General features: G+C 53.7%; 13 protein-coding genes and 1 pseudogene. 6 read left to right on the top strand and 8 right to left on the bottom strand.

The window, feature by feature from the left end:
- Positions 1-73: 73 nt before the first annotated feature.
- On the top strand, positions 74-844 hold the full coding sequence (locus tag HWV23_RS10560; protein ID WP_178290366.1) for an IclR family transcriptional regulator: 771 nt from the start codon (positions 74-76) through the stop codon (positions 842-844).
- 462 nt (positions 845-1,306) lie between these two features.
- On the opposite strand, the gene HWV23_RS10565 is transcribed toward HWV23_RS10560, so the two are convergent.
- The 5 genes from HWV23_RS10565 to HWV23_RS10585 form a co-directional block, all read right to left on the bottom strand.
- Positions 1,307-1,900, bottom strand: coding sequence for a DUF6735 family protein (locus HWV23_RS10565; protein ID WP_178290367.1), 594 nt, complete (start codon positions 1,898-1,900; stop codon positions 1,307-1,309).
- Between the two features lie 93 nt (positions 1,901-1,993).
- On the bottom strand, positions 1,994-2,920 hold the full coding sequence (locus HWV23_RS10570) for a transcription initiation factor IIB (RefSeq protein ID WP_178290368.1): 927 nt from the start codon (positions 2,918-2,920) through the stop codon (positions 1,994-1,996).
- A gap of 232 nt (positions 2,921-3,152) precedes the next feature.
- Positions 3,153-3,506 carry a type II toxin-antitoxin system PemK/MazF family toxin gene (locus HWV23_RS10575; RefSeq protein ID WP_178290369.1) on the bottom strand — a complete coding sequence of 118 codons (354 nt, stop codon included), beginning with the start codon at positions 3,504-3,506 and terminating at the stop codon, positions 3,153-3,155.
- Positions 3,506-3,874: a MarR family transcriptional regulator gene (locus HWV23_RS10580; protein WP_178290370.1), complete on the bottom strand. Its 369-nt coding sequence runs from the start codon at positions 3,872-3,874 to the stop codon at positions 3,506-3,508. Before HWV23_RS10580 ends, HWV23_RS10575 begins: the two co-directional genes overlap by 1 nt.
- 193 nt (positions 3,875-4,067) lie before the next feature.
- Positions 4,068-5,228: a hypothetical protein gene (locus tag HWV23_RS10585; RefSeq protein ID WP_178290371.1), complete on the bottom strand. Its 1,161-nt coding sequence runs from the start codon at positions 5,226-5,228 to the stop codon at positions 4,068-4,070.
- A gap of 565 nt (positions 5,229-5,793) precedes the next feature.
- Here HWV23_RS10585 and HWV23_RS10590 point away from each other — a divergent pair.
- The 5 genes from HWV23_RS10590 to HWV23_RS10610 all read left to right on the top strand — a co-directional run bounded on the left by HWV23_RS10590 (position 5,794) and on the right by HWV23_RS10610 (position 9,887).
- Complete coding sequence (locus tag HWV23_RS10590) at positions 5,794-7,494, top strand: zinc metalloprotease (RefSeq protein ID WP_178290372.1); 1,701 nt, start codon at positions 5,794-5,796, stop codon at positions 7,492-7,494.
- Positions 7,495-7,580: 86 nt separating this feature from the next.
- The gene (locus HWV23_RS10595; protein ID WP_178290373.1) at positions 7,581-8,240 is read left to right on the top strand and encodes a hypothetical protein; all 660 of its coding nucleotides are present in this window, start codon (positions 7,581-7,583) and stop codon (positions 8,238-8,240) included.
- A 182-nt stretch (positions 8,241-8,422) separates the two neighbouring features.
- Entirely contained in the window at positions 8,423-8,884 is a 462-nt protein-coding gene (locus tag HWV23_RS10600; RefSeq protein WP_178290374.1) for a hypothetical protein, read from the top strand.
- Positions 8,885-9,101: 217 nt separating this feature from the next.
- Positions 9,102-9,368: a type II toxin-antitoxin system RelE family toxin gene (locus tag HWV23_RS10605; protein WP_178290375.1), complete on the top strand. Its 267-nt coding sequence runs from the start codon at positions 9,102-9,104 to the stop codon at positions 9,366-9,368.
- 135 nt (positions 9,369-9,503) lie between these two features.
- Positions 9,504-9,887, top strand: a complete 384-nt coding sequence (locus HWV23_RS10610; RefSeq protein ID WP_178290376.1) for a hypothetical protein — start codon at positions 9,504-9,506, stop codon at positions 9,885-9,887.
- Positions 9,888-10,002: 115 nt separating this feature from the next.
- Here HWV23_RS10610 and HWV23_RS17275 read toward each other — a convergent pair whose 3' ends face one another.
- The 3 genes and pseudogenes from HWV23_RS17275 to HWV23_RS17280 all read right to left on the bottom strand — a co-directional run.
- Complete coding sequence (locus HWV23_RS17275; RefSeq protein ID WP_425487428.1) at positions 10,003-11,064, bottom strand: metallophosphoesterase; 1,062 nt, start codon at positions 11,062-11,064, stop codon at positions 10,003-10,005.
- An 85-nt stretch (positions 11,065-11,149) separates the two neighbouring features.
- The gene (locus tag HWV23_RS10620) at positions 11,150-12,133 is read right to left on the bottom strand and encodes a zinc ribbon domain-containing protein (RefSeq protein ID WP_246282676.1); all 984 of its coding nucleotides are present in this window, start codon (positions 12,131-12,133) and stop codon (positions 11,150-11,152) included.
- A 75-nt stretch (positions 12,134-12,208) separates the two neighbouring features.
- Positions 12,209-12,427, bottom strand: a pseudogene (locus HWV23_RS17280) (HNH endonuclease); the annotation flags it as partial.
- Between the last annotated feature and the right edge of the window lie 363 nt (positions 12,428-12,790).

The following is a 12,790-nucleotide window of genomic DNA, read 5'->3' on the forward strand; positions in this document are numbered from 1 at the left end:
ATGAACCATCCGGATGCGAGTAAAAATTCGATAGCATCGAAATCATTTTGGTCCATGCTCACAACCAAGATGCATGGGAATAGAAGAAAGTCGGAAAATCAAATCGGATGAAACTCTTATTTCAATCATAAATCTATTGAAAGAGGGAAATAAGATACATGTTTCCGAGATCGCGGACACCCTCGATATAGCAAATAGTACCGTGCACGGGCATCTCTCCACCCTCCATTCCTATGGTCTCGTCCGAAAGACTGGTACAGAATATCGACTCGGGCTACAATTCCTTGATTACGGTGAAGTAGCGCGAAGGGAACATCCGTTATACGCACCCACAGCTGAGACAATCGAAGAGCTAGCCCAAAGTACACAAGAGAAGGTCTGGTGTATCGTCGAAGAAAATGGTCAAGCCGTGTATCTGAATGGTGCATCTGGTGACCGATCTGTTAAAACACATGCTCGTGAAGGTCAACATACGAAACTTCACCATCTCGCCGCCGGTAAGGCAATTCTCGCATCCCTCTCTCCCGAGCGGGTGGAAGATATTATTGATAAACACGGTCTTCCGTCAAAAACGGAGAACACGATTACTCAAAAAGAGGAATTGTTAGAAGAGATTGACCAGATTCGCGAAGAGGGAGTGGCATACAACCTCGGAGAGTCTGTTATTGGGCTTCACGCCATCGGCGTTTCTATCCATGACGAGGAGGATAAAGTGATGGGCGCAATTAGTATTAGTGCACCCGCAAATCGGATGAGCCAGGATCGAATGTCGGGTGATTTGTCCCAGAAGCTCAAAGGCGTCGCAAACGAGATTGAACTGTTATTTCGTACAGATAGGTACTAAAATGCGGTATACTTGATCCACGGAGAATTACTGACTATCTGATTTCTCCCACTTTCGATGATGTCGAATCTCCACGTAGTATCTCTGGTTCCACCCTTGGATAGGGGGAATGATTGCTCTTCTGAGCTGCGTCTACTAAAATAACAGAGTTAATGATGTTATTCATGTCGTTTTACTCGGGAACGAGATTATGGTCTGCCAAATCTCGGTACTATGTCAATACAATATATCTGGAATTTCAAGGGGCTGTTAACATGACGTACGTAACCTCAAACGCTTATATATGCAAGCGGTAAACATTATACTGGAGCGTTCTAGGGCCTGTCCTCCCGGATATAGGTCGTGGCTGCGCGCGCAGCGAACGGAGTGATCGAGCACGGAGCGGAGGGTGGGGCGGTGGCTGGCGGGTGGTGGCCGAATACAACAAAAAACCGTCAAGAGATTACCGTACTCTGGGCCGGTCTATTTGAGTCCGAGCAGCTGCCGTCCGGAGGTGAGTACCTGGTCGGCGAGCGTCACTCCGCTCTCTCGAGGGTCCAACCCCGAGGCGAAGATCACCTCGTGGCCACCCGAAGCGTAGCCAGCGACGAGTCCCCGAAGGCGATCCCGAGCCGTCTCCGGAGGTAAATCGCCCGCATCAACCAGTCCACCGAGCGTCGCTTTCGCCGCCTCGATGCTGGTGCAAAAGGCCCCATCAGCGACCGCTTCGCCATCGACGTGTGACAAGGCAACGATCGCACCCTCGCCGAACGCATCATCCTCGTAGATTTTGTCGCTCCATTCCGAGAGACCGAACCAGACGGTTCGATACGGTCTGACCTTGAACCGGTCGGTGACGATGACGACGGCCCCGAATCGGCTAAAATCGAGCCTGTCGATTACCTCTTGGAGCGACCGACCTTCCTCGATCGGCGTTTCCTCCACGAGTGCGGGCTCATAGTCGCCATCGCCGTGTCCGTACGGCGTTTCCGAACTGATGCGTGTCGCCAACTGCAGGTTCCGCCCGATATACGTCGACCGATGCGCTGTATAGCTGCCGTCCGATCCTTCGTACAATACGAGTGCGTGCCGTTGTCTCATCTTCATCGTTTCTCGCGGACCAACTCAGGCCGGCCCGCACCCGTCGGGCCAACAAAAAACCGCGGCTGCTTATCGCCGCGCGCCCTCGAGATCCCGATAGCGCTCCCGAACGGTCACTGCTGAGACGTCGGCAGCATCCGCGAGTGCGTTCTGTTTCAGATACTCGCCGGTCTCCTGTCCGGCGAGATACAGCGCTCCAGCAGCCGAACCGAGTGGATTCCGACCGTTCGCGATCTGGTCGTTGTCCGCGGTATCGAGAAGTGTCTGCGCTCGCCGCCGAGTTTCCTGTGAAGCGTCGACCGCCGACGCTACCTGTGGGACGTACTGCGACGGATCTGCTGGCGGCACGGGCAGATCGAGTTCCCGATTCAACGCGGTGTATCCGGTGCGAATGCGCTCTTCGTCGATCTTCGAGACCCGTGCAATCGCCTCGAACGACCGAGGATGTTCGTTGAGACGGCAGACCGCGTAGAGACACCCTGATGCGATTGCCTCGATGGATCGGCCTCGCAGGAGATCCGAATCTTGGGCCGTTCGGAAGAGTTGACACGCCTGATCACGAACGCTCGTCGGTAAGCCGAGCGCGGCCGTCATCCGCCGAATCTCGGTGAACCCAGTGATGCGGTTTCGGTCGGCCTTCGAGCTGACCTTCGCTCGGGTGTGCTCGCGACGCAGCCGATGCAGTTGGCGTCGTTTTCGCCCCTTGAGTTCCCGTCCACTGGAGTCCTGCTTCCGGCCGATGTCCGTCCCGATACCGCGGTCGTGTCGGGCGACGGTGTTCGGCGCACCGACGCGCCGGCCGCCTTCGTCGTTGTGGAACTCCCGCCACTCCGGGCCACGATCCATCTCCTGGTCCTCGACGACAAGTCCGCAGTCGTCACAGACCGTCTCGTGGGTATTCGATGTTACTCGGCTACTGCACTCCGGGCAGGTGTTGTGTTCGTTTTGCTGTACGTCCTCGTCGAACGTCTGCTCGTAGATGTTTCTCGAAGCCATGTCACGTCACGAGGCACGCTACTGTGCGCCCCTCGCCCGTTCCGGGGCACAAAAACGGACCCATCGAGACGAGTACCTGACATCGTTCACTCCCGGGAGGGATCCCAGCGAATTTGCTGAGAAACCAGTCTTCAGCAACTACTCTCTGAAAACCGTGTAGCCATATCGAAGAACTGAGCGCAGTACAAGGTAATCCTCCGCTACACCGGGACTACTTGACTAGGGCACGCGGCTACTGTAGTTCCTCAATTAGAGAAACAGCAGCCTCGTCGACGAGTTCGCTCTCTAAACGCCCCTGCCAGAAATCGATGTCTTCGTGGTCGATCGATTGGACTCCCCATGGAACGATTCGGCTCTCGTCTGGTGTTCCACCACGGAGCCAACTCTCATCTGGAATCTCAATGAGACCATCCAGCCACGATGTCGACGTTAACGTCACCACGATGTACTGCTCGCCGTGGAACGGACGCCCTTCGTGATTCGAGAGGATGAGCCACGGCCGAGCGTTCTCTTCACCCTTGAACGGATCGTTCCCATAGACGACGTCCCCTCTCTCGAAAACCACAGTCGCATCCTCATCGTTCACTATTCGTCCTCCATACTCGGATGCGGCTCGCTGGGAGCATGCTCTCGCCACGATTCCTTGTCCTCTTCTCCTAATTGCTCGTTGAACAGGGCTGTCGCCCGCTCGTAGCCACTATATCCTTCGAGTCGGTCGGTGTCGTCGGTTACCGCCCAGTATGTCGCCTTGTGCTCAACTAAACTACGGTCCTTCAACCGCGAGAGTGCGGTGCTGACCGCCCCCTCATCAACGCCTATCTGGGACGCGATTTCGCGTGCCTTGAACGCACGATTGTCGTTTGCAACGAGGAATCCGAGTACTTGATCAGGGACTGAAAGCCCCGCGAGTTCCTCCTCGCTCGTGTTCTCGAAGGTGTCTCGATCAATGGACATCGTTGGATGGAGATATGTACTCTATCGTAAAGAGCGTTAGGAGTGAAAGCTCTGAAAATATCAAAAGATACTATTTTCTGTACAGCCTCGTCGAACGTCTGCTCGTAGATGTTTCTCGAAGCCACCTCACGTCACGAGGCACGCTATTGTGCTCCCCTCGCCCGTTCAGGGGCCAAAAAACGGCTTCGAGACGCTAATCAGCCGTTGCAAACCGCTCCCGCAGTAACTCTTCTCGTTCTTCGAACGTCTCGGCTTTCTCACGGACACCGTCGCTGACCTGTTCGATTTGCGCCAGCGCAACCTGGCTTTCGAGCCCGGTCTGGCCGTCCGCATCGGTCTCGGCTTGGGCCTGTCGTTCGTAGGCCTGTTCGACGCGTTCGAGCGTTCCGTCCGGATTGAACAGGATGTCATTGGCCGTCCGGATGTAGCCGTCGAGGGCGTCGCCTTCCTTGCCGCGGAAGAAGTGGGTCAGCGCGTAGGTCGCCCCTGAGTGTAACGTCCACATATCGATTTCGAAGGGGTCCGCCGCGTTCGATCGGGCGTCGCTTGCGGCTTGTTGCGCTAGATACTCCGGAAAATCCAGCAGGGTGTAGAACTCTTCGAGGTCGAACGGGACGTCGGGGAACGAGACGGTGATGTCCTGGGCATCCGTGATGAAGCCCAGCAAATCATCCGCGACGAGTTCCAACTGGGAGAGCACCGATTCCCACCACGGCCCGAAGCCGTCGATATCGCCGACGTGCTTGACGACTTCACGGTCGGTGAGCGACCGGATCGAGTTCGCACAGTAGCTATCTCGTGCAAACCCCTCGACGTACACCGCGTTGTTGCCGAAGAAATCGTAGCCCGTTGTGACGCCCATCGTTATCGGGTCATTCCGACCGGGGAGGGTAACCGACAGCCCGTCGAACATGATGTCCATGTGGACTTCGCCGCCGCCTCGGTACTGTCTGATTTCGCCGAAGACAAGTTCCGACAACGGGGTCTCCTCGTACGTTTCGGCACGGAGAATCTCCTCCAGTTCCCCGTAGACGTCTGTCGGGTTGATGATGGCGTAATTGGAGGTTGGAACGTGGAAGAGCGGATCTTCGTCGGCTTCGCCATCACCGCTTGCCTGTTCGATGAGTCGGGTCGGCTCGACGACCGCGTTGAATCGGTCCGTCTCGACCCACTCGCCGGTGTAGGGGTTTTCGTAGCCGACCGTAGTTTCCGTTGCCTGCGGGAGCGACCGAATCGCTTCGGCGAACGTCGTTACTTCCTCGACATTCTGGTTGGCTTCATACCACGCAGGAAGTGTTGCGTCTGTTCTTGTGTCTACGCCCGCGAACACGGTAGATGTCTTTGGAGCTTTCATCGGTTCTCACGAGAGACGACTTCGAGCGTCCCTCGCCCGTTCAGGGGCAGAAAAACTGTACTCTCTACACCGGTATCACGAAATCCCGAAACCCCTGCAATGGCAAGCAAGAACAGTCGCTCCATTCTGTAGTGGAATAGGACTTGGCCTTAGCGTCCAATAGCGATGATTCGAGACGAGTCGGAACGTCTGGCACCACGGCGGCCGGGGCTACGTCGCGTCAGGGCTCTTGGTATAGAGCCAACCACGACGTTTTGAGAGGGTTGTCATAATCCTTTTAGAACGAGCGTTCGGTTAGATTCGCATGAGGTGGGGGGTTCGTTCCCGACGAAGAGTACTAGTCGTATTGGGGCTCGTAGTGTGTCTCGCTGTTGCAGGCTGCTCGGCAGTCGATGATACAGCGCCGAACGAGGACCCGGTCGTCGAGGGCCAACAGGTTACGCCTACAGCGACGCAGACTGCGACCGAATCCGGCGACGAACCGACGCCGACTCCGGAACCGCTGACGCCACCGACCGACACACCGGAGTCGTATCCACCAATTATCGAACGAGTCCAGAGCTCATTGGGGGAGAACGAAGGAAAGATTCTGTATCTTATCGTGACAAACAAGTCCGACTCGGTGACGAACGACGGCGAAGCGTTCTTAGAGCGCCTGCGGGAAATCGAGGACCTAGGCTACGCCCAGCGCGACCGCGTCGCCGAGTCAGTCATCAGACGGACAACGATTACCGACGGGATGCTGCAGACTATCGACCGGATTCTGGCGTCTCCTGAACGGTTCCAATCGACGGCCTTCAGGGATGGAATTCAGGATACCAACGACAACGGGATACTGGACGGCGAAGAGCAAGCTCTGGGGCTGAATCCGGACAGGCGAGATACTGAAATTGAGTCCATCGTCAAGCCGCTGCAATCGGATGGCTATACCCAGCGTGAACTATCGTACCTGAACCAGGTCATCGAATTCTCGTCGGACCGGGACAATCAATACGGTGGCTGGCAGCAGGCGAAAGACCACGAACTGCTTCAGGACGCCGCTTCGGATGGGGAAATCTCGAAGACGGAACACTGGGGTATACAGAACAACGACAGCGATGAACTGATAAACGCCAAAGAGGAACACATCGGGACCGACCCGGAGCAGGCGGATACGAGCGGCGACGGCTTCGAGGATCATCTCAAATGGGGCCCGATGCAAGACCTTGGGATGGATGCTGACCCCACACGAATCGACGTGTATATTGAGGTCGACAAGACCGAAGACTCCGAGTTCTTGACTGAAAGCCAACGGCAAACGATAAAGAGTACTTTCCGCCAGGAACCGGGCGATGCAGTCGGTCCGATTCATATCCACTTCATTCGGAGCGACCGGAATCTCGAGCGCGCCAATAACTATGACGAAGTCGACGAACGCCAGGCCGAACATCACGACGGCTTGGGGTACGGCGTCCGATATTTCCTGATTACCAACGGCTCCATCGAGGATTCCGGGCGTGCGAGAATGTCGACCGCCGGAGCGAGTTGGATGGTCATTCGAAGCGATCTGTATGGCAAGCAGCAAACTGCGGCACACGAGATCGGGCACGGCCTCGGTGTATTCGGCGACTCGTACGAAGGGGTCGATACGGACGAACGTTATCCCGGCTACGAGAGCATCATGAACTACGCCTACGGTAATCAGGATCACGATGCAGTCACCTTCTCGAACGGGCCACCGTTCAACGACTACAAACACATGGCTGAGATGTCGTTCGCAATCCGATACATCACCACACACAAACTCCGTGAGGCATGGGCGAACGGCGGTGTCGAGCAACAACTGGACCAGCGAGTCGAAACCACACCAACACCGACATCCACCCCGACGCCGACCGCGACACCAACTTCGCCCGCTACCGCGACGCCAGCACCGACCCAAACACGAACACCGACCTCGACAACTACGTCGACAGCAACGCAAACGCCGACTCCAACAGCCACCCCGACAGCGACACAGACGTCAACTGCGACTGCCACGTCGACTCCGACGGCGACTGCGACGCCCTCCGAGACGACTACATCCACATTGACCCCGACCGCTACGCCAACCTCGACTGCTACAGCAACACCCTCATCGACAGCCACGGCCACTCCTACTTCGACGCCAACTCAAACATCGACCCCTACGTCTACCCCAACGCCCACCGGAACAAGCAGTTCGATGGGTGTAGTCGTGGTTATGCTGTTAGGAACAGCCGACCTGACCTATCGACGAGAAGCATAGGGCTGAGACTGAGATACAACGTTACTGGTATCTACGCTCAACGCCCTAAAGCGGATTTGTTCCAAGCAGGGTTGGCAAACGCGCTGTTGACATTCTACATCGAGACACGAGACAATGTTCAGTATAGAAGGTTAGACGATCAACGTTGGCTTCGGCAGAAGCGGCAAGAGGAGAAAGTGAGTCTTGAGAATCTGAGTAAGGAAATTGGTTGTCCAGAAGGCCGCCTCAAGTCTCGTTTGAAGAAGCTCGAAATTTTCGAACTACCTGATGAGACATCTACGCAGGAGTCGCATGGTCCCGATCCAGAGTATCCAGATCTCCACAACGAGAAGTGGCTGAAAACCAAGTATATCGATGTGGGTTTGACTTCTAAAGAGATTGCTGACCGTTTAGGCTGTGTTTCGAACTCAGTGAGACAAGCGCTCAGTAAGCACGGGATTCGTAAACAAGACCATCGCCCATCCGAATTACAGAATGAATCATGGATACGACGAAAATACGTTTATGAAGATTTAACTGATCGAGAAATCGGCTCGATGATTGATATCTCCCTCTCTTCTGTACGGAAAGCCCGGAAGAAATTCGGGATTCAAAGTCAGCCAGCGTATCCGAAGTTACGAGATGAGGAATGGCTTCGAGCGAAATGGGAAGACGAATTATTGAAGCCAGCTGAGATAGGGGAGGCTGCAGGAGGGGCTTCAACCGGTACTGTTCGAGAATGGCTTGACAAACATGGAATCATCTAACTTGCGGAGATGCAGTTACTGTTACTAAACGCAGTTCTACACGTCATCGACGTCTTCATCGGTGGTGGCCGTAGCGTCCTCTACCGATTGTTGTGGCATGTCTGCATTGTCTTGTAGTCCGGTACTCCGCCCAGAAAGATCGCCCAAGTAGATACTTGTAGACGACCGGATAGGATATGGATATGTTCGGTATTTCGGAGCCAAATATCCTCGAGCAGGGAGAGGCTGGAGACCAATTCATCAATGAAGATCAACCACAGGTCAGAATCACTCGAAATCAGACCGATCCGAATTGGATTGTAGATGGGGTCGACAGTATAGAAATCTCCTATGAATCTAACGACCGATTCCGGGTTGAGTATTGGGGATATATGACCGGGAGACTGTGGATCACCCATGATGGCGTTAACGAACTGAAACAGACCTTCCTTGACGATCGAGATGAGATTCCTGGCTGGACGCTCTCGACCGAACTCACGGAGCTCCCGGACTGGTTTCCTGTGCCTGACGACATCCCTTCTCCTGTTACGTGTAGTGAATGCGGGTCAGAAGTCTCGGTAACTGAGGTCACAGCCCCGTTGTCAGGGGGGTTACAAGACCGCTACTGTCCAGATTGCTGGTCCTCTGTTCGAGATGGAACGTAACCATCGCGACCTTCTTGAGTCGCCTTACCGCTGCATCACACTTCCGTTGATATGACCTCCTACTGACAACCTGGCTCACAGATAGACTTATCTGACGCAGCTGTGTCTGTATCAAATACCGAATAGGCCGTACCCATCCCGGGTCGCGTTGAACGTGACCTGCGAACACCGGATGGGAGTTCAAGCATAGTCGGGAGTCCGGCTATGCGTGACAACTATGGCCTACGAAATTTCCTTCCGGCGTGGACTCGAAGCGGCTTTTGAAACCCTCGACAGCGAGGCTGCAGCCCAGATTCAGAAGAAGCTTGAGCGTGTCGCGACTGACGAGTGGCGGTCGCCTGCAGACTGGAGCTACAAATCGTGGGGCGGCCAGTCGACCGGGAAGTTCAACTGGGGGTCTCACCGTGTTTTCGCGGATATCGATGAATCAGCAGGCAAAATTATCGTTGATGAGTCTCTCCATCGGGAGAACCTCTATAGGTAGGGTAAACTCGGTCGGTGATTCCGGAGCTAAGATGGTAATCGGGATAATCGCCTCTTAAATCAGATTTCTATTTTCGTTAAATGATATGTGGGGTATACGAAAGTTCTTATAGCTTCTCTATGTGGGTAAAGGCGGATGGTAGGTACAACCACACAGACGGTTACTGTCGGTCAGACTGACAACAGCGGTAATCTCATTGCAGACCAGACGCACGCCGGGAAGACCATCCACGTGCCCGCTGGGGAGATTGGGGCAACCTATGAAGTTCGGCTCATCGACAGGGGCGATTACCTCGTCGCTGACGTTGTTGACCGGACGAAGGAAGTCCAGCCTCGTCAGCCGAGCATCGATAACGGTCCGGATACGGACGATGTCGGGAAAGACCTTCTCGACCCCAGCCGGAACAGTTCTTACTCGCATGAGGTCCGGAACTCGCCCGCAAGCGGGAAGCTGCGGAGTACTCCGGAGAAAGAGGAAGAACGCGCTCGGCGGAGCCAGATGACTCAGCGGAAGCTGTAGCCGGGTTATCTGACTGCTGACTCAGCGGATTCATTTTTCAGCCGCATACAGGTCTACGGACTGGATATGCCGTTAGACGTTGCTAACGATTGTTGTGGCATGTCCGTATCTGGAATCATAATGGCTGGCGGCTAATCTCCGGTGAGTCCCCTGTAACTGTTAGTAGCCAAGTCGAGGGGTCGTTGTCCTCTGTCGAATCACTAATCGGTGCTGTTGGGCCCGTAGTCAGGACGGGTACATCGTGGTCACGAACCGTCCCTTCGCTCCCTACGTGCAGGTGGCCCGCGATGATGAGGTCCGGTGTGACTGTCGATTCTGTGAGGAAATCCCGAAGGTCGAGTTGCTCGGGTGAGTAGATATTCACGTTCTGTTCGTCTACGACGGGGAACGGTGTATCGTGGATAACCAGTACCTCTGGAACTCCGAGAGTGTGGAACCGATGGTCGGGAGATAATGATGGGAGCTCTGCTCCTGAGTGGTCATAACCATACGCATTCAGAGATTCACCCTTCCCCGAGATGGACGTCTCCTCGGTCGTGAGCCGGATGCACTCCGATTGTTCCGCCGTTAGCCGTTTCAGGAGTCGCCGACCAGCTTCCTTGTCGTGGTTTCCTTGGACAAAATAGAAGGCGATTCCCTGCTCGCATGTGCGCGTCACTTCCTCATGAACCGTGTCTAAATCGGACTGTGTTGTCTCGTGATCGAAGATATCGCCAGCGTGGATTACCGCATCGACATTCTGGTTTCGGGCTCGGCGGAGTACTTTCGTGAAGGTCTCGCGGTTATCGACATCGTAACTCCAGGACGCCTTATTGCTCCGTGGACGGTGTCGGTATCCAACGTGGGTATCGCCGACGACGCAGATTCGAGTAGCCGCTGTCTGGCTAACTTCCCGGGCTTGGAACGCCGTAGTGCTATGTATCTCGACTCGGTCCCCTGATTGGGTGGAGTACCGTTTCCCACGTGCGCCTTCGAGCTCGTACTCTCGTCCTTCTACCCACTGCTGGCTGACATTGTGTGTCTTCCAAGTGATGACGTGGAGTTGGTCCCCATCCTCATCGATTGCTTTCAATTCGGTACTGCGAGGGTGGTTGGGCTGTGTGTTTACAGCGGTAACGGTGAGGCGTATTGAGTCAGTAAGACGTCTATCGTGCTGCACACCTTCACGAGTAATCACTATGCAGAGTATCCCCCGAGGCGCTATAGATAAGTTCGGGTTGCCGCACGAGTCGGAGACTGATCTGAGTGGCGAGCGTTCTCTGTTACATAACAAATTTATTTATATATTCGATCACGCTAACTAACTCCTCTCTCTTGTCATAATCGTAGTATTTCTGGAACTCGTTCTTGTTATGTAGCTCTTTACCTCGCTTACTCCACTCCTTTTTACTCATCTTTGTATGATTCTCTTCATATGGGCTCCGTATCTTCCACTTCTTCCAAATCAATCCGGCTTTCTCCCAGGTACAGTCACATAGTATACAACGGGGCGGGCTATCCTCGTCAAGATATTTCTCCCAAACAGTATACTCGCCACCGCAATGTGGACAGAATTGCCAGCCGAACAGATTCATCTCTGATCGTGCTTTTTGAATGACTCTGCTAATCGATAGAAGGAGGTCATCAAGCTGGTCCGTAATCTGGTCTAATGCTTCCCTCATCTGTTGGTCGGCATAGTCGGTCCTCGCTGTGGTTGCTTGTTCGTCAACATCCTTGACGTCCGGTAGCTCTGCTTCACAAGAGGGACAAAAGTCATACTGTGGCTGTATCTCGATGCCACATTCATCGCAGATGAGGCCATCTGATGACCCGTATTGTTCTCCACAGTTGGTACACTTATTCGAAGGTGGAATATTCAACGAGCACTCAGGACAGATGCCAGCATAAATACTGGCTCCTTTTATGAAAGAGGTGAATGAATTGAAAAAGTTAGCTAACTGTTCATCCAGTTTAGCATAGATTTTTAGCCGTCCATCTATCGAAGCTGCGAGGCCAGCATTAGATTTGCATGCCGCAAACATTTTGCGGCTATCCATGAAATCTCCTTTTAATTCCATAGACTCCTCAAAAATATCTATATATTCGCTTATCCCCCTATCTTTGTCGACGACCGAACTGTCTCCTTCATCCCTGTTCACTAATAATAAATTATCTAATGCTTTTACGCTCCCTATAGCGATAGAGATTAACACCTCTTGGTAATCCTGAATACTCGGTGTTGTATTCCCGGAAATAGAATTAGACATTATTTCGGGGACGTTACCCCTTTTCTCCGTCGGATATGTTTGAAGTGAACCGAGCGGACGTCCATGTACTAAACTGTGGCATTCATCACATAGGGTGACTAAATTGTCTATTCCGTGGGTGCCGCCACGATCGACTGGGACAATATGGTGGGCGTGTAGCTCCGTATCTCCGTTAGGGCCGCCTCCAGCCTGACAATTTTGACATCTGTAGTTATCACGTTTATAAACCCGTTTCCGACGGGTATCCCAGTCATCTGGGTAATCGTCTCTACTTGTTATAGGGGAATTCGACACGTAGAATGAAATGCTTAGTATAGGTATTTAAATTCGGTGCCAGGTGTGGAGAGAAACTCTGGTTTATCTTTATTAGATTTCAGATCCGGTCGCTAAAAGAAAGCGATCCAAACTCACCCATATTTAGTATGCTACTCTTCGGCACGGTCTAAATCTTCCTGCTATCGAACCACCGTTCTACTCTGACTATCTGCTTGCCATCACCGGCGGGGAGGTTGTCCAGCGGATTGGGCTGGTTGGTCACCCGTGGGCACCTCTATTCATTATAGTATCATGACATTTTCTCGAATCGCAAGACTGCGCGGGTATCGGGTTGTAGCGTTTTCGAACGTTATTGGATGACATTGGCCTTTCCTGAGAAGG

The organism is Natronomonas halophila (assembly GCF_013391085.1).
GTDB lineage: Archaea > Halobacteriota > Halobacteria > Halobacteriales > Haloarculaceae > Natronomonas > Natronomonas halophila.